Genomic DNA, 18,824 nt, shown 5'->3' on the forward strand with positions numbered 1-18,824 from the left:
TCATTCATAGGTTTTCCCAGCTTGAAAGATTGCTTCGTCGTGCCTCCTCGCAATGACGACTAACACCTTAGATCTTTCTATTTTCGTGTGTTCTGTGTTTCCGAAGCAAATTCCTTAGTTTTTAAGGTTAAGTGTTTTTTAATTCATTCATAGGTTTTCCCAGCTTGAAAGATTGATTCGTCGTTCCTCCTCGGAATGACGAATCCAGCTACAGTCCGATTGATTCTTTGCTGATCTGATATTGATCCAGAATCTCTTCTACTTTTACCGGTCGGCCGGTTTCAAGAGATTTATCCATTGCCTGCAATAGCGCTACGGTTCCGATTCCTTCTTTAAGATCTGGATAAGCAGTAAATTTATTGTTGATACTGTCTGCGAAATATTCCAGATAATTCTGATACTCGCCAGCGTGATGGCTTTGTCCTTCAAAACGGAAATAATGCTTCAGCGTTGAATCTCCCCAGGTAATTACTTTTTCTTCGCCGGTTTTTGTCGTCACAGAATAACGTAATTCATGGTAATCGGCCTGACTTGCTCCTTCTGTTCCGCGCAAAATACAGCTCATTCCGCTATCGCGGCTTGCAGGTTGTGTTGGGCCAGTATATGCGCCACTAACGCGTGCAATGCGACCATCTTTTGCTTTGAAAATAAAATGCATGGTATCTTGATTTTTCAATCCGGCTTTTAAGCCGTTGCTGCTCAACATCCCATAACCCATAACTTCTTCAATATTTGGAAGATACCATCTAACGAAATCTACCGGATGACTTAAACCACCATATAGCCATTTAAAAGCCTGTTTTAGCGACCAACCTTTTTCCAGAAACCAGCGATGATCTGCATGGTAATAACTTTCTATCGTAATTAACTCGCCGATGAGGCCTTTGTCAAAATCCTTTTTCTGTCGCATTGCGGGTTCAAAAAAACGAGAACTCTGACCTACAAATATTTTCTTTCGAGATTTTTTGCTCAGTTCTAACAGTTCATTTGCCTGCGACAGATCATCTATAAAAGGTTTGGTGCAAACCACATGTTTACCATGTTGCAAAGCGAGTTTGATGTGTTCAAAATGAAGATGATCTGGCGTATAAATCGCGATCATATCAATTTTGTCGCTGGTTAGCATATCTTCATAATTGGTTGTCCAGTTTTTGAAATCAAATTCCAGCGCACGTTCTTCGCACAATTTTTTATTGGCGTCACAAATTTGGATCAATCTAAATTTCTTGCTGGCTAACGATGCAGAAATGGTACTTCTGCCCTCGCCTAATCCTAAAATTCCTAATCTTAACATGGTATTTTTTCTTTCTTAGCGTTGTATTTATTGTTAATGTTGCTTGTGTAAGCGATCTCTGGTTTAGTTTATTGAATTAAAGAAAACCCAAACCTCGCCTTTTTTAGTCCCTTCAATTCCCTGCTGATATTTCTGCATAATGGTATTCCATTCTACAACTCTGGGATTATTTTCTGTGGTTTTGGGATTCAGTTTATCAAGATTTTCTCCTTTCGGAATGCTGATAATTAACATCAGTTGTTGGCCATTCCTGAACATGATTAACCTTTGGAAATTGGCATTACAAAAACCCCGGGCTACTTCCGGCCATTTTTCAAACTGGGTTTTATGGTAACTAAAGTATTCTTTCTGTAGAACTGAATCTGCAACTAAATCGGCAGAAAGGATAATATTTTTCCATTCTTTTACCGGCTTTTCGCCACAGTTGTTCTTTCGATCGAAACTGTAAAACAGATCGTCATAAAATTTGATTTGTTTAGCATTCAACCGTTTTAGGGTTTGCTGCAAACTCTCGGTTTTTAAAGTCGATGTAAAAATAACAACCCGATTTTGCCAACGGTAAATTTCATCTTTGCTCAGGTTGTTTTCTTTGGCGAAATCCAGAAGTATTTTCTCTTTCGGAACCTGATCTGAAGCAAAAATCAGTTCAAATACAACAGGTTTATCTATAGCCTTATTAATTTCATATGTTGCAGATACCTGCGACTTTTCCTTTAGTAAATACCGAAAATTGGACTGTAAGCCTGCATTTTTCTTAATTTCATTACTTACATCCTGACCATTATTCTCCCAAAAATTTCCCGGTCCATTCGCATTTTGCAAGTATTTTTGTGCCGGTGTCCAGTTGTGTTGAATATTAAAACCAGAAGAACCTTCATCTGTATACATATAAAACCAATGGTCTGGCAAGTGTGCATATTTTGCCTTGTAAATGCTATCTACAACATTCTCTGAAATTTCCGATTTTGGTTGTGCCGATAAAGTATAAATGCCCGCAACGTCATACATATGTTTACCGTAATGCTGAATTTTATTGGCATAAATGCGGTTGTTTTGCATTGCATTAGCATTTTTTGTCCAACCCCAGCCCATACTAATGCCTGAATAAGACACATTCGAGATTTCGTTATGATTGATCTGAAGATCGCGTACATAACCTGCGCCAACGCCAACAGCGCCCCAATCTTCGTTGGTTACATCAGTAATCAAGTTATTTTCAATGATATTTCCAGATGAAATCTCCCGTATATCGCTGGGATTGTAAGGTAAATGAACTTCCGTAGACTCATCAGAAAAGGTTCCAACTAAGATTCCTGATCCACCTGCATCTTTAAACAAATTTCCGCGAACCAAATTGTGTTGTGTGCCTTTGTTTAGATCAAGTGCAGTTGACGCATTGTGTATAAAACTACAGGAATCAAAAGTGATGTTATTGGTGTAATTCAATTCCACCGCTGCTGCCGGGCGACCAACCCACGCTTGGTTTTCTAATGTTTCTTTTGCTTTTGTTCCGGGCGTTTTAAGTTTATATGCATCTAACATATACATGCCAGCTTGGTGTGGAACATGGCCTTGCATAGATGGCCGCAACCACGATGCATGTTGAAAGGAAATTCCTTTAAAACGGATAAAAGCGACAGGAAAATCGATATTTCCTTCCATTTTCAATAAATTTTCAAGCGCAGGTGCTATGACGTTTGCCGACAGCATATTTTCATCTTTCTTGGGCCAATAATAGATTTTGTGGTTTAAAAGATCTTCGAACCACTCACCTGGTTCATCCAGAAACTGAATGGCATTGCTGAGGTAAAAAGCAGAATTACCGGTTTTGGAGGAAATCCAAGGCGCAGGCCAAGGATGTTCTGATTGGATTCTGCTTTCAGGTTGCATAAAGGCCAATTCTGTAGAATCGCCGTTAATTTTTACTGACTTTACACGAAGATTTGCAATCGCCCACCATTGATGAATAATCATCTCTAAACCTTTCACTTTGCTTAAATCTGCAATTTTTGAGGTTGGAATTTTACAAGTTTCCGTTTTTGCATTCCACGATAAAATCCGTTCCATTTCATCGCCATTTGAACTTTTGGCTTTAATGGCCTTTTTGCCGTTTACCCAAAGTTGGCGAAACTGAAGTGCATGATCTGCAATTATTGGTGCTTCGGCAACCCAAATATTGCCTACCGCTTTTTTAGGTAATCCGGTTAATGGAAGTTTTACTTTTTTCCAGCCTTTAATTTGAATCCCACCACTAAAGACAACTCTTGCACCATTAGCAGAAACAATTTCTGTAGGGCTTGCAGCCGTTCCGGAATCTTCTGGTCTAAAGACAATTGGTTCGTTCAACGTGTAAAATCCGGACTGAATAATAATTCTAATTCCATTCTGTATAGACGTATCATTAAGTCGGCGGAGTTCGCGCGCTTTACGAATGGCTGCTTGTAAACTGGCCAAAGGTTTATCAACACTTCCTGTATTGAAATCTGATCCAGAGGTAGAAACATAAATATCTGCAGCATACAATCTCGCGCTCAAAACACTAGAAAACAGAAAGATAAACAGCTTAATCTTAATCATTACTCTATCCTTTTTGAAATATCTGTTTTAAATATTCTGTATTTGCCCCGAAGTTGTATTTCACATTTGTAGCTTGCGCCGCATCTCTACTGCGTTCTATAACCAACCAACCACTCCAGCGCATTTCATCTAAAGTTTGTTTCACTTTGTGCAGGTCAACTTTCGGATCATTTTGCAACCAAACACCGTCTTCATTACTTGCGTGGATTTGGATTATATTTTTTCGACCTAAAATTCTGAGCTCTTTATGTAAATCTCTGCCATTTTTGATGGCGTTTGAAAAATTAAAATAACTCTTGACATTTGCAGAACCAATATCTTTAAGCATCTGTAATTCTGATTTAGCATCTAAAGAAGTTTCTATTCCAATTACAATTTTTGCCTTCGAAGCCATTTTGCCGGCAACTTTTAATCGTTCTACAATGGGTTCACGCAATTCGGGGTTTTTTACTAAATCGCCCTGAACGCCAAGTGGCAAAAACACGACTTTAATATTCATGGCTTTTGCTGTATCCAAACAATCCTGAATCATTTTTTCATACGTTGGCCGCGTGGCGAAAGATTGCGCATAAAAACCAGTCATCGCCAATGCACAAAATTCTAAATTCAAAGCTTTTGCACGTTCCAGATATTGCCTGCGTATTTCCGGATCGGCGAGTTTATTGTCGAAAGTTTCTCTGTTGCCTAAACCGCCCATATCAATTTCCAATCCATCGGCTCCAATTTCTTTTGTCAACTCAAGCGCGCTGATTTTTTGCCTTTTGAGTATCATAAGATCAATAACTGCAATTTTATATTTGCTTTTTACGGGTGCCGCGCGAAGAATTTCGGGGAGCAGTAATGTACCTCCAAGTATTGTGGCTTGGGCGAGAAACGCGCGTCTATGTAGTTTTTCCATTATCCATTATTTGGTCATTTCCGGAAATAATTTCTCCAGGTTTTCAAATCCAATAATTGCATTTTTAGGTAGATTTTCGCCGTGATCTCCGAAAACATACATTGCATTTTCTTTTTCTATGGTCACTTTACTTTCGTCATAACTGCCATTTTTATCGTGTACGGCTTTACCGTCAAGCTTAAAGTATTTGATAAGAAAGTTATACAGCGCAATTCGTTTGTTGATGCCGAAGTCATGTTTTTCATCCGGCAGGTGCACATTTTCTACGCGGTCTTTAACACCATAATACCCATACATTTTTTGTAGATAGGGAAAATCATGTTCAGGTGTTTGAGCAGTCCAATCGCTACCATCTGATACAATCAATTGCGGATTCGGTGCCGCCATTGCTGCAAGTTCTACATTGTCTGTGCCGCCGCCACAAAAATGTATTGGCATACCACTTTCACAAGGACAACCGCCATAAAAATACGAAGACATAGACACCACTGGCGCGCTTAATTTAATTCGACTATCCATTGCCGCCATCAGAACGGTATGACTTCCACCTCCGGAACCACCACTAATGCCAATTCTTTTTTTATCAGTTTCTTTTAGCTCTGATACATAATCCAGAATGCGGATGCCGCCCAAGGTCTGAACCGTTTGCGCCAAACTTCTGCGGTGATCTTCATACTTAAACTGAAGCTGAGATTCGCCCCAGGCAAATAAATCATAACTGAACGCCATTGCACCCATTCTTGCAATCATTGCGCAACGAATCTGGCAATCTGCACGGTAACGTTGTTTGTCCCAATGTCCATCTGGACTTAAGATAACTGGTATTTTCCCTTTGATAATAAGTGGTTTATATAAAGAACCATTAATCCAAACTCCAGGAAGAATTTCTAAAGCGATGTTTTCTACTGTGTAACCTTCGAATATTCGTTTTGAAGTTATAATTGGTTTTGAATTGGGTTTTTGAGGCAATGGAGACAAAAGTAAAGCTTCGTATAATTGTGGTTGAATTAGGGTTTTACGTTTTTCCCAACTTTCACGGTCGCTATATTTTGCAGCCAAACTGTCCAGATATTTCCATCCGTCCTGAATTTCCCACCGGTAATACTCATATTCTTTTAATTTGTATAGGCCCGGTTTCTCTTTATTTACTTTAAGGTCAAGCGGGAAAAGGACATTTGTTAATGTTTCGTCAACATTAGGTCGGAAACGCCAAATTGCATCACTCACCCATTTCTCTTTCACCTGAGGTTCTGTGTACTTAATTTTGACGCCATAACGCGTTTCAATCTCTTTTAAAACATCTAACAACGGCTTTTTATAGGCATTGTCTGAATTTTGAGTTTGGGCTGAAAGCTGAAGAACCAAAGTCGAAAAAAACAGGGTTAATATGCCTGAAACTATAAAACATACTTTTACTTTACGCGATATTTTTAACGTAATTTTCAGGTATTTATTTATTGAGATCAAATTGACGATGCTGGTAGAAAGTTTATTCATGCTCATGGTTCCTCATTTTTCGTTTCTGTAATTACTGGCGCGGTGTATCCATTAAGCTTCGGCCAGATGCCGTTTTCTATCTTTTTAAGTTTTAATTTCGAAGGATTAACGACCACGTGCTTTATTTTTTGCCTTCTCCAGGTGTAGATGAAATGCAGTAAACCATCAGTCGTCTGAATCACGGCCGGATAGGAATATTGGCTAATTGGAGAATCTTCCAGTATCAGCGCAGCATACCAATTTTTGCCATCTTTAGAAACCGCAACATTTAGCGGTGTACGTGCACCTTTAGCCAAATCTCCGGGCGGCAAAACGTGATTGTAAACCAAAACCTGCCTGCCATCTTTTAGTGTCACCGCGTCTGTACCAGAATTGTTGTTGGGAAGGCTCGTTTTAGTTAAAGCTGTCCAGGTTTCGCCATTATCCATAGACCAGGATTCCGCAATTGCCCGGTTTGCTGTGCGGGCCAATATCTGTAGTTTACCGTTTCCGTATTGTAATATACTCGGTTGTATTGCTTTTATGCCGTTTTCATCTAGCGGGCCAACTTTTCGCCATGTTTTTCCGTCATCTTTACTCACTTCAAAATGTACTTTCCAGCCATTTCCTTCTATACTAGATGGTGCGAAGAGATTTCCATTACTCAGTAACACAGGTTTATTTTTTACCGGACCAATAAAACCTTCGGGTAATTTTTCGGCCTCCGACCATGTTTTACCGCCATCAGCAGAGCTTTTCATCATTCCCCACCATTCTGATGGTTTTGGTCCGATTTTATAGAACAACAAAAGTTTGCCGCCGGGAATCTGATATAACACTGGGTTCCATGTAGGTAACCTTGTACCATCTGGCATAATGCCATTTGCAACAGAAAAAGGTGCTAGCCATTTGCCATCAACTAACCTGCTAATATAAATTTCAACATCAGGATTCCGCTCCTTTGTGCCACCAAAAAACGAAGCAACTAAACCTGTTGGCGTTTCGGCAATCGTAGCGGAATGACACGATGGAAAGGCTGCCGTTTCATATAGATATTCTTGTTTAACGACACCTGATTGCCATTTTTCAACTTGAGCTTTAGCACTGAGTGTCAAAAACACAATAGAGATGCTTATGATTTTTTTAAACATAATCTGAGTTTTACTATTTTATTTCACCATATAGACATTTAAGAACATACCAATTTTGTGTTAAAGCTTTCACTTTTCTTATATCCCTTGTATGGATCTTTTCTTTTATTATTAACCATATAGATATGTAGGATTAAAGCTTTCATTTTTCTATATGTCTTATATGGTTATTTTCCTTTTTTATTAACCATATAGACATTTAAGAACACACCATCTTGTGCTAAAGCTTTCATTTTTCTATATATCTTATATGGTTATTTTCCTTTATTATTAACCATATAGACATTTAAGAACACATCAATCTTGTGCTAATGCTTTCATTTTTCTATATGCCTTATATGGTTATTTTCCTTTATTATTAACTATATAGACATTTAAGAACGCACCAATCATGTGTTAAAGCTTTCATTTTTCTATATGTCTTATATGGTTATTTTCCTTTATTATTAACCATATAGACATTTAAGAACACATCAATCTTGTGTTAAAGCTCTAATTTTTCTATATGTCTTATATGGTTATTTTCCTTTAATTATTAACCATATAGACATTTAAGAACACACCAATCTTGTGCTAAAGCTTTCATTTTTCTATATGTCTTATATGGTTATTTTCCTTTATTATTAACCATATAGACATTTAAGAACATACCAACCTTGTGCTAAAGCTTTCATTTTTCTATATGTCTTATATGGTTATTTTCCTTTATTATTAACCATAGAGACATTTAAGAACATCAATCTTGTGCTAATGCTTTCATTTTCCTATATGTCTTATATGGTTATTTTCCTTTATTATTAACCATAGAGACATTTAAGAACATCAATCTTGTGCTAATGCTTTCATTTTCCTATGTATCTTATATGGTTCAAAAAATCTCTATTGTTTCTGTTTTGCCGCTTTTTCTTCTTTTATTTTCTTAGTGTAGGCAGCATAAAGTGCTCGCCAGCTGCGTCCGTTATTATTTAACATTTGCTCTGACTTGGTTTTGTAGATTTCGAAAATGGCCGAAATCTCTTTCATGTTTTTATAATCTACAGCTTGTTCGCGAGCCTGTTTTAAAAACGAAAGTATTTTCGACTCTTCTTCTGCGGTTAAATCCGGAACAATTGCTTTGTAGCCTTTAATTGTGAATGCAACCTTGCCAACTGTGTATTTATCCAATACAACTTCTACTTGCTCTGGTGTCAAACTTTCGTTTAAACCGTTCATAAGGGACTCATGAACTGCTATAGGCATTGCTGAATCTGCGATGATTTGTTTATCCAGATCACTTAGTTTATTTCCCGTAACCGGATTAATCCCGTCCGGAACTGTTGATGAAGGATGTGCATTGTGCCATTCTCTTACCGCAGTCAAATGACTAACAATCACATTTTCAACTTTCGCGCTTTTCTGCGCGTCGTTAATCTGTAGTGCAGAAACCCAATCTTGAGCTTTTTTCCGCAACTCAGAATTGTTACTTTCTGCAGATTGGCTATACACATTATCTGTGCTGAAGAGTGCCGCGCCTATAAGAATAAATTTTAAAAAGCTTTTCATATCTCTCATTTTATATCTTGATATTTTACTTGTATTATTTCTGAACAGAAAAGGCATAATCACCTGACCCGATTTCGAAAACTGCACGGCCTTTCTCCATTTTGATGAATTTGATGTCTTTAATTCCTTTTTCAGTTACCTGTGTCCGCTTCTCTGCCGGAATGTAAATTGTTGCACGTGTGTTCGGCGGAATAGAAATTTGCCAGTTAAACTCTTTAGTTGTTCTACTGTATTGACTTTTAATTTTTCCGTAAGGCGAAAGAAAATCTGCAGAAACTTTATCTAAACCCGCAACCATTTCGGGCTTCATTATAACCGTTTTAAAAGCAGGTTGATCGCTTTTTATTCCCGCCAGGTTTTCGTAATACCAGATTAAAAGATCACCAAGCATCATCACATGGTTTTGAGAGTTCATTTTCGGATCGGCAGTATTTCCATTCCACAATTCCCAAATGGTTGTTGCGCCATTTTCAATCATATAACCCCAACCCGGGTAAGTTTTCTGCGTTGCAATTGTAAAAGCAAGATCTGGCCTTCCGTAATCATTTAAACAGCGCATTAACCATTGCACACCAACCAAGCCATTACTTAAATGACCTTTATTCGTTACTTCTACAGTGAACACAATATTCTTGAAAACAAGTTCGGTTTTATCGTCAGGAACCAGTCCGAAGTAAAGTGGAACAATGTTATCTGTAAGTGCATTATCGGCATAGTAACCTTTACTGTTGAAGTATTTTTTATTGAAGGCAGCTTTCAAAGTTTCTGCCTGTTTTGCAAAATCATTGTAGTCACTTTGTTGTTGAAGAATATGGCTAAATTCCATCATCATTTGCATAAAATGGAAATAATATGCTGTTGAAAGCAGTGCTGATGGATATTTTTTATCGGCACTTTTGCCTCTTCCGGCTTCAATTGTCACTGGCGGCATACACCAATCGCCATAACTGTCTTTAGTAAGAATACCGTCTTCCAGGTAACGATCGCTCATGTAGGCGAGCCATTTTTTCATTGCCGGATAATTGTCGCGAAGAGCATTTACATCACCGGTTTGCTTATACACCATATCAGCAATGAGCAGAAAAGTGCCGGGCCAGGTCATGTTATCGCTGTAATAACGCCAGAATGCTGGAGCAACATCCGGAATAGCACCATCCTCTTTTTGCGCATTGCGAATATCTTCGAGCCACTTCGTGTAAAACCTGCCATTATCAAAAAGGAAACTCTCGCCAAGTGCCACTACACCGCGATCGCCAAGCCAAGGCTGGCGTTCATTTCTTTGCGGACAATCAATCGGGATTCCCTTATAATTTCCGGCAATTCCCCACCAGGCATTTTTAAAAATTTGATTTAACAAGACGTTTGACGTTTCAAAGTTGCCAACGGTTTTCATATTGTCGTAAATCATTTTCCCGCTAAAATCATTCGTAGAAGGCGCATAATTTAATCCAGATATTTCCACGTATCTAAAGCCGCGGTAAGAAAATGTAGGCTGCCAGGTTTCTTCTATTTTACCGCCAAAAGTATAGGTATCCGTACATTTGGCATCGCGCAGATTTGCTGTAAACAGTTCTCCATTGTTTTGAAGCGATTCTGCAAAACGCAATTTCACCTGTTCTCCTTTTTGCCCTTTAACTTTTATCTGTAACCATCCAACCATATTTTGCCCCATATCCAGAATGTAACGGTTGCCAGAAATTTTTGAAATAGATACTGGTTTTAGCGTTTGCATTACGCGCATACTCTCATTCATCTGCGCTTCAATTGTTCCGGTTGGTTCTTGCACAAATTCGGCTTTTAGCCATTTACTGTCGTCAAAGCCAACTGCATTCCAACCCGGCATTTCTTTCGTCGCATCATAGTCTTCGCCGTCATACTCGTTGTTGCTGCGTATTGGGCCGTTTGCTGTGCCACGCCAACTTTCGTCAGTATCTATATTGCTACTAGTGCCATCAGTATATTCGATATGCAGATTTAGCAGCACTTTAGGAAAACCAAAAGTTTTAATCTTATATGGTTTGCTGTGCTGCCGCATAGCGAAAAAACGTCCGCTGCCCAAAACTGTTCCAATTGCATTTTTGCCGTTGTGGAGATCGTTTGTTACATCGTAAGTATTGTATTTAACATTTTTGGTATAATCTGTCGCAGAGGGCGAAAGTACATCTTCGCCAACTTTACGGCCGTTTATATACAGTTCATACAAGCCCAAACCAATGATTGATACTGTAGCAGATTTAATATTTTTTGTACTCTGAAATTCTTTGCGGTAATAACGTGCCGACAAACGAGAATCTGTTTTGATATTATCCCAGGGGAAAGCGCGGTCGAAACCAATCCAGCCTTTTGGCCAATCTTTATAAAAAAGCAAACCCATAGAAAACGAGTTATCCGAAGACCATTCACTCTGACCAGCATTTGTCCATATTTTTACTTTCCAATACGCTTTTTCTCTGCTTTTAAGCGCCTTTCCATTGTAAGTGACATGGATAGACTCTGAAGAATTTACTTTTTTAGAATCCCACAAATCGCCATCATTTGCGGCAAGTTTCTCTGAGGAGGAAGAAACCAAAACCTGATAAGCCGTTTGCAATACATTGCGTTCTTTCGATATAATGTGCCATGCAAAACGTGGTTTTTGAACATCAATACCTAAAGGATTTTCAAGCATCTCGCAGGTAGTATGTTGCAAAGCGATTTGCGCAGCCGCTTGTTTAAGCGGCAACAAAAAGATGCTAATTATCGCTATGTAGGTTTTAAAGTTCATTCTCTTTTTGGATGTTATTTTTTAAGTTGTTCTGTTGAAGCGTGAACAGAAAAATCAAAATACAATGTCATGTTTAATGCTCTGCCCGGCGCTTTATCAAAATCGTAAAACACGTGTTTCATACCCATAGGCCCGGTAGTTTCAGGTTTTTGCGTTTTAGTTCCGATAGCAGAAATTCCGTTCATAAATGAAATATCGCCATTTGGGAAAGTTGGACTCATATTGTCGTATTCCGTATCCTTTGATTTTTTTGGCGTAAAAAGGCGAAGAAAGACATCTTCCCTATCGGTAACTACACTGAAATTCTGCGTTTTCCCTATAAAATCACACCAATATAAATTGGAATAATAACCTTTAAACTCTGGATAATCCCAAGGTGGTTCACCCGTTGCAGAATCATTATAATCTTTTTTCCAAATGCCAAATTGTGTTCCCTTCATTCGGTTTTTCCAAACCCGGTAAGGACCATTTCCTTTGTATAATATGCTTTTGATTTCGCTTTCTGGATACGTGAAATTTAATCCAACAAAAGTGCTGAAGTATTCTGCAGGAAAGTAATTGACCTGCATTTTAATCCAGCCAGACGGATAAATGCTCCATTTCAAAGTGTTATAACCTTCCTTCTTATCGTAAGTAGAGGCGATAATTAATGTATCTCCTTGTAAATTCGCTTTAAAGTTTTTAAAATTATTTACGCCTTCCTGAATAATTGGGCCGTTAGAAAAAGGCAGCAATCCTTTTGCATTTCGTGCACTTAATAACAAGCCGTTTTGTTTGTTAAAAACGAAATGTAGTCCGTTTGCCGTAACTTCAAATGTCGCAGTGGTTTCTTTCCAGCTGGGTTTCGTTGAACCTTGCTTCTGCACAAGTTTAAATGCATCGTTTTTGGGTAAGGCAATCGGGAAACTCCAGGTGAATAGTTCTTTTCCATCTGTTCCGGCGGCTGTTAGGTACAACACATCGAAAGTTTTCCAATCGGCAGGCAAATCAATTTTTAGCCTTCCTTTTTCAAATGGCTTCAGGTTTGGCGCAATTGCTTTTCCAGATTTGAAAACAGCATCTGTTTGTTTATACTCCAATCGTTTCAATTTCCATGTGAAGCTACATTGGTTTAGGTTGGTGAAAGCATAGCGATTTTCCAATCTGAAAGTACCATCAAAAGCCGGTGTAATTTCTCGTTTCTCTACAAAAACAGGGCTCCAAACTTCTTTGATGGTAAAAAAGCTTCCTTCTTTTTCATGATATGGACCAACAATACCGTCTGGTCCGTGGTTTCCATCGGTATCCAGAAAACCATTCTTATCTGTGCGTACTACCGCCTGATCGGCAAAATCCCAAAGGAAACCACCTGCAGAAAGCGGATTTTGCCACATTGCATTCCAGTAATCCTCAATACCGGCACCATGACCGCCATCCCACATGCCGTGCAGAAATTCTGTTGGCATTAAAATATTGTGGCCATGATCATAGTTGCCTATTCCGTAATTAAATTCCCGATAATGTGTGGTTTCAAATCCACCGAAGATTTCCCAGGGATGAATCACTGGCCTTTTCTGAATGTCGTTTTCAGGAAAAAGATGATCAATTTCCAGATTGTGGCCGCCTTCATTGCCATTTGCCCAAAAAATAATTGAAGGATGGTTTTCATCGTTCTGCATCATTTCTTTCAGCAGTTTTGTTCCGGTTTTGGTATCGTACGTTCCATGCCAACCCGCAAGCTCATCCATCACAAATAAACCGAGTGAATCACAAACGTCTAAAAAGTGCCCGTCTGGCGGATAATGGGACATCCGAACGGCATTCATATTCATTTCTTTCATTAATAAAACATCAGCAATGCTGATCTTTTTACTGGTCGTACGGCCAGATGAAGGATAAAAGCTATGTCTGTTTACGCCCTTGAACTTCATTTTGACACCATTTACATAAACGCCATCGCGCTGACGCACATCAACAGTACGAAATCCAATTTTTTTTGTTAGCTGGTGGATGGTTTTCCCATTCTTGATCAGATTAAAAACTGCTGTATACAAATTCGGAAATTCTGACGACCAAAGTTGCGGGCTTTTAAAATCGTGCTCTATTTTGGTGGTTTGAGCTGCAATTTTTGCGGTAAAGTTTCCAAACTTTTTGCCTTTCGCATCCGTTAGTTCAACAGCAATTTTATCGGCATCGCCAACGGTTGCAACATTGGCGATAAAATGACCGTTCGATTGCGCATCAAGCTGAATTTGTTCAATGCGTGTTCTGGGCAAAGCTTCGAGATATACCGGACGGAAAATTCCCCCAAAAATCCAAAAATCTGCTTTACGTTCTGCTTCATTTACTGATGGATTTGCCGAATGCTTTGAAACTTTTACCTCAAGTAAATTATCGCCACTGGAATTTACCAAATCCGAGATATCATATTTGAATACATAAAATGATCCCTGATGAATTTCTCCAGCCAATTTGCCGTTAATTTTTACTTCGGTATCTGTCATAGATCCTTCAAAAACAATATTTAGGGTTTTACCTTTCCATTGCGCAGGCAACCGAAACTTGTGTTTGTATAAACCGTATTCTTTGCCTTTATTGGTCTCTTTAGCAAAGCCGTAATCATATTTGCCAAAACCTTGAAGTTCCCAGTTTGAGGGAACCGAAATCTCAGTCCATTTACCAGAATTGGCGCCTTCAGAGCAATAGAAATCCCAGTTTACGGTATGGTCATTTCCGGTTCCGGAAAGCATAAGTTTTTCGGTTTGCTGAGCTGAGGCAGCAAAAAAGAGGCTCGTAAATAAAAGGGTTAAGATGCTTGTAAATTTCATTAATGCAAATTGAATTGAGCGGTCAATGGATTATCTGTTCTGAATGGTAATGCTGGCAAGCCATTGCCGAATAAATTTCCGGAAGGGTTTTCTGTCCAGTTGTAGCGCACAGCGATGGGTTTATTTAGTTCTGGCGCCCGTACTACAATTTTGCCATTCTCTATTTGTGCAGTAGCTTTTACAAAAATGTTTTTGGCGCCTGCAACGGTAAAACCTGATAAATCTTTAGGTGTGTCATTCGCTAAATAATCGAAAGTGAGCACTGCCTTGTTTTCTTTAAATTCTACAGATTTAAACTGCGGACCAGAAAACGCGATGTTCTGCCTGTATGTTTTTGCAAGGGCCAATATTGCCAACCTACGGCCAACTTCCCATTTGTAGGTTGGATGCAAGTCTTCATTGCCATCAGTTAAATCATTGGTAGAAACCATTCCGGTATTGGGCAAGCGTAAAAGCTGTTGTTGCGCCTCCCAAAATTCGGGTTCTGTATTTTCATCAACTGGAACTTTGCCTGTGGTTTTAGAGTAATTGAAAGGCGCAATCTGAACATAATAAAATGGCAGGTTCTGATCTTTCCACGTCGTTCTCCAAAGATAAATCAGCGTTTTCATTTTATAGGAATAACTGACGTTCTCATTCAAAAAACAATTTGTTTCGCCCTGATACCATAAAAATCCGCCAATTTTAAATTTCGCCAATGGTTCTATCATTGTCGAATAAAATTTCCCTGGATCGTTTCCTACTTTCTGATTTTTAAAATAAGCATCGGAAGCAAAAGCTTCACTAGAAATCCATGGTTCAATGGCACTGCCAGGAATTGCAGAGGAAATAACGCCCACCGGAATTTTAAGTTTCTGCTGAATTTCTTTAGCGAAAAAATAGCCAACCGCAGAAAAAGACCGCAATGCAGAGTCTTGTGCCAAGCTCCAGCTTTTGTGAATAGAATCTGGCTTAATCAAAGTTTTACGATTTACGAGAAAAATGCGTATTTCCGGATTGTTGGCTTGTTCAACTTCGTTTGCCGGAAAGCCTAGATGCTCTTTTTTGGGTGTTGGGATTTTCGCCAATTTTCGCATGGCATATTCCATATTGGATTGGCCTGAACACAGCCAAACTTCGCCAATCAGAATATTTTCCAGCTCTATGGTATTTGTACCGGAAATAACAATTTTCTGCGGAACATTTGTTGCCTGCAGTGCTCTGAATACCACTTGCCAGTTGCCGTTTTTATCGGCTTGTGTTTCGCGCCGATCTCCTGCAAAATGAACTTCTATCTGCTCACCCGGCGCGGCATATCCCCAAATATTAATGGGTTTATTGCGTTGCAAAACCATATTACTGGATAAAATTTGCGGCAAAAGAATTTTTGCATTTGCTGTAGTCGTCAAATTGAACAGACCAATAAACAACAGCATTTTTGCGAAAAACTCAAAATTAATTTTAGGTTGAAATTTCTGCTGATTCATTTTCATGCTAAAAACCCTCCGTTTTTAAATACCCAATACTGTATTTTGCTTCCTTTTCTGTTTCGCCGGCATTTTTCAAATCATAAGTCTGATCAGCGGGCGTATCCACATCTGGGAAACGACGAATATCTCCTGTTCGGAAAACAATACGTGATACATTTGCTACTGGCTGAAAAGCTAAACTTGTAAGTACATCTTTTCCATTTATCGTTATGATATAGAATCTGTTATTGGTATTGAGCTTAATCTTTACATCATATTTTTCATTGGCTTTGTACTTCATGAAATTTTTGTAACGTGCGCCTGCTTTTGCACTAAAAACGCCAGCGGTATCAAATGTAAGCCTTACGGCCGCCATGCCCTTTTCATTCTGCAATTCTATTTCCAATAAACCGAAGTTATCTTGCGCTGGCGTTACCATAAACGATGCGACAATTTTATCTGAAACCGGAAAAATACGTTCAGCTTTTGCATAATCAAAGGGATCGCTATCCCGAAGAACAAGCGTTCCATCGTCTACTTTTACCGGCGCCCAAAGCGGACTATAGATATTCCAATACGCTAAAGCTTTGTTAGTCGGCATTTGCCGAAAATCGTCATTTACATGTGTAGTTACTTCGGTATTAACCGGAATTGGAACAGAAGAAACCCAAATATCTTCTTTATTCATGCTATAGGTTACCCAAAGTTTATTGTCTGCGGGTTTTCCATTTCCCTCTTCAATCCCACGCACATACTGCGGACCATAAGATTTGTAATTTCCACCGTAACGCATTGGCGAAATTTCTCCGTTCACCAATAAGAGATTGGTGTAATCTAAACCATTTTTACTTGTTGAAATGGCGAGTGGCCATCTATATTCTGATGGATTATACACGGTTGCAAACTCACCGTCTGAGGTACGTTGGCCCCAAATTTTCGCATTACTGTTTACAAAACCAGGCGCGCGGCTTGCATTTTCTGGCCAACTTTTGCCGTTATCATTGCTGATGGCTGTAAGTGCATTTTTCCATAAACCAACAACACGTCCGTCTGTTAAGTGGTAATAACTGAAAGCTTTATATTGTTTTTGCAACGTAATAAGTGGGTCTTTCCTATCCGCTTCTTCATTCCATTGTTGGGTCATTAACTTATTTGCTAACAATTCATTGCAAGCTTCAATAAAAGCTTTGCTTTTGCTTTTCGTGAAGTATGGATATTTGGTGTTTTTTTCAGAATATCCTGGATTGTAATGGATAAAATAAATTGGCCCGTATTTTCCATCAGCTTGTATTTCGCGAACTGCTCGGCCAATTCCATGCCCATCGTTGGGATCGTCTTTGGCATCAAAACTGATGGCATAAAATCCAAGAACGAGAAAGATATTTTTCTTAGACACATAAAAACCCATGCGCTGATGCATCACCGCATCCAGATCTTTTGCTACATCTGTCCGGCCTTCTTTAGTTGTTCCATCCGGAATGCGGTAAACCGGAAAAATAACCTCTGGCTTTGTCCAGGTGTATCCGTCTTTCGAAGTTTGAAGTAATGTTTGTCCTGGCGGGATGCTCTCGCCTATTTTATCGCTCAGATATTCTATATAAAAGGTGTTGTTCCAGTATGCCAGCATAGGCGCATGGTTGTACGTCCACCCGAAATTTTCGGCCATTTCCGGATGTTCGCGGTTTGCACGAAAGGTCTGGATATTGTGCACGCCCACAACCGGTGAAAGTTGCCCGTGGTGATAATCGGCGTTAACCAATGTTTTACCAGTGTATCTTACTGTATCTTGCGCTGAAACGCCTTGCTGCGTTGCAGCCAGTAAAAGTGCGGTGGTAAGTATATGGATTGGTTTCATCTTTGGTTATTTTATTCTCTATAATTTTCACTTTGCCATGGTGGGCTTAACATTTGCCTCGTCATGTCCTTTTCATACTGCAATTTCTCTCCTTTCGCCGTCATTGCGAGTCTCCGGTTTTTCATCGGAGCGAAGCAATCTTTCATGCGTTTCCAAATTGGATAGATTGCTTTGTCGTGCCTCCTCGCAATGACGAGATGGTGAGACAAGCTTCCTGTTTTTCCCCCTCCGCCGTCATTGCGAGTCTCCGGTTTTTCATCGGAGCGAAGCAATCTCTTTTGTTAAGCCCTCATTCTTATATGAAAGATTGCTTTGTCGTGCCTCCTCGCAATGACGAGATGGTGAAACAAGCTTCCTGTTTCTCTCCCTTTGCCGTCATTGCGAGCATCCGATTTTTCATCGGAGCGAAGCAATCTTTCATGCGTTTCCAAATTGGATAGATTGCTTTGTCGTACCTCCTCGCAATGACGAGATAGTTAAACAAGCTTCCTGTTTCTCTCCCTTTGCCGTCATTGCGAGCATCCGATTTTTCATCGGAGCGAAGCAATCTCTTTTGTTAAGCCCTCGTTCTAATATGAAAGATTGCTTTGTCGTGCCTCCTCGCAATGACGAGATGGTGAAACAAGCTTCCTATTTTCCCCCTCCGCCGTCATTGCGAGCATCCGATTTTTCATCGGAGCGAAGCAATCTCTTTTGTTAAGCCCTCGTTCTAACATGAAAGATTGCTTTGTCGTGCCTCCTCGCAATGACGAGATGGTGAAACAAGCTTCCTATTTTCCCCCTCCGCCATCATTGCGAGCATCCGATTTTTCATCGGAGCGAAGCAATCTCTTTTGTTAAGCCCTCGTTCTAACATGAAAGATTGCTTTGTCGTGCCTCCTCGCAATGACGAGATGTTGAAACAAGCTTCCTGTTTCTCCCCCTTTGCCGTCATTGCGAGCATCCGATTTTTCATCGGAGCGAAGCAATCTTTCATGCGTTTCCAAATTGGATAGATTGCTTTGTCGTGCCT

The 18,824-nt window shown here is 39.5% G+C and carries 10 protein-coding genes; all 10 read right to left on the reverse strand.

Annotated features, from left to right (window positions below):
• Positions 1–208: 208 nt before the first annotated feature.
• Positions 209–1,294, reverse strand: a complete 1,086-nt coding sequence (locus tag ACJVDH_RS09600; RefSeq protein WP_443947350.1) for a Gfo/Idh/MocA family protein — start codon at positions 1,292–1,294, stop codon at positions 209–211.
• A 63-nt stretch (positions 1,295–1,357) separates the two neighbouring features.
• Positions 1,358–3,871 (reverse strand): L-rhamnose mutarotase, encoded by a 2,514-nt coding sequence (locus ACJVDH_RS09605; RefSeq protein ID WP_443947351.1) that lies wholly within the window; start codon positions 3,869–3,871, stop codon positions 1,358–1,360.
• A gap of 4 nt (positions 3,872–3,875) precedes the next feature.
• Positions 3,876–4,769 (reverse strand): sugar phosphate isomerase/epimerase family protein, encoded by an 894-nt coding sequence (locus ACJVDH_RS09610; RefSeq protein WP_443947352.1) that lies wholly within the window; start codon positions 4,767–4,769, stop codon positions 3,876–3,878.
• 6 nt (positions 4,770–4,775) lie between these two features.
• The gene (locus ACJVDH_RS09615; protein WP_443947353.1) at positions 4,776–6,272 is read right to left on the reverse strand and encodes an acetylxylan esterase; all 1,497 of its coding nucleotides are present in this window, start codon (positions 6,270–6,272) and stop codon (positions 4,776–4,778) included.
• Entirely contained in the window at positions 6,269–7,396 is a 1,128-nt protein-coding gene (locus ACJVDH_RS09620; RefSeq protein WP_443947354.1) for a sialidase family protein, read from the reverse strand. Before ACJVDH_RS09620 ends, ACJVDH_RS09615 begins: the two co-directional genes overlap by 4 nt.
• 879 nt (positions 7,397–8,275) lie before the next feature.
• A complete protein-coding gene (locus ACJVDH_RS09625; RefSeq protein WP_443947355.1) occupies positions 8,276–8,938 on the reverse strand; it encodes a DUF3826 domain-containing protein in 663 nt (220 codons plus the stop codon).
• A gap of 34 nt (positions 8,939–8,972) precedes the next feature.
• The gene (locus tag ACJVDH_RS09630; protein ID WP_443947356.1) at positions 8,973–11,702 is read right to left on the reverse strand and encodes a family 78 glycoside hydrolase catalytic domain; all 2,730 of its coding nucleotides are present in this window, start codon (positions 11,700–11,702) and stop codon (positions 8,973–8,975) included.
• Between the two features lie 14 nt (positions 11,703–11,716).
• Entirely contained in the window at positions 11,717–14,509 is a 2,793-nt protein-coding gene (locus ACJVDH_RS09635; RefSeq protein WP_443947357.1) for a glycoside hydrolase family 2 TIM barrel-domain containing protein, read from the reverse strand.
• Complete coding sequence (locus ACJVDH_RS09640) at positions 14,509–15,981, reverse strand: sialate O-acetylesterase (RefSeq protein ID WP_443947358.1); 1,473 nt, start codon at positions 15,979–15,981, stop codon at positions 14,509–14,511. Before ACJVDH_RS09640 ends, ACJVDH_RS09635 begins: the two co-directional genes overlap by 1 nt.
• Before the next feature lies 1 nt (position 15,982).
• A complete protein-coding gene (locus ACJVDH_RS09645; protein ID WP_443947359.1) occupies positions 15,983–17,812 on the reverse strand; it encodes a six-hairpin glycosidase in 1,830 nt (609 codons plus the stop codon).
• Positions 17,813–18,824: the final 1,012 nt, after the last annotated feature.

This window comes from Pedobacter terrestris (assembly GCF_052343045.1).
GTDB lineage: Bacteria > Bacteroidota > Bacteroidia > Sphingobacteriales > Sphingobacteriaceae > Pedobacter.

Excerpts from the sequence above, each read along its gene's own strand:
- ACJVDH_RS09645 (WP_443947359.1), bottom strand. The coding sequence starts at position 17,812 with ATGAAACCAATCCATATACTTACCACCGCACTTTTACTGGCTGCAACG.
- ACJVDH_RS09640 (WP_443947358.1), bottom strand. The coding sequence starts at position 15,981 with ATGAAAATGAATCAGCAGAAATTTCAACCTAAAATTAATTTTGAGTTT.
- ACJVDH_RS09625 (WP_443947355.1), bottom strand. The coding sequence starts at position 8,938 with ATGAAAAGCTTTTTAAAATTTATTCTTATAGGCGCGGCACTCTTCAGC.
- ACJVDH_RS09615 (WP_443947353.1), bottom strand. The coding sequence starts at position 6,272 with ATGAGCATGAATAAACTTTCTACCAGCATCGTCAATTTGATCTCAATA.
- ACJVDH_RS09610 (WP_443947352.1), bottom strand. The coding sequence starts at position 4,769 with ATGGAAAAACTACATAGACGCGCGTTTCTCGCCCAAGCCACAATACTT.
- ACJVDH_RS09635 (WP_443947357.1), bottom strand. The coding sequence starts at position 14,509 with ATGAAATTTACAAGCATCTTAACCCTTTTATTTACGAGCCTCTTTTTT.
- ACJVDH_RS09630 (WP_443947356.1), bottom strand. The coding sequence starts at position 11,702 with ATGAACTTTAAAACCTACATAGCGATAATTAGCATCTTTTTGTTGCCG.
- ACJVDH_RS09600 (WP_443947350.1), bottom strand. The coding sequence starts at position 1,294 with ATGTTAAGATTAGGAATTTTAGGATTAGGCGAGGGCAGAAGTACCATT.
- ACJVDH_RS09620 (WP_443947354.1), bottom strand. The coding sequence starts at position 7,396 with ATGTTTAAAAAAATCATAAGCATCTCTATTGTGTTTTTGACACTCAGT.
- ACJVDH_RS09605 (WP_443947351.1), bottom strand. The coding sequence starts at position 3,871 with ATGATTAAGATTAAGCTGTTTATCTTTCTGTTTTCTAGTGTTTTGAGC.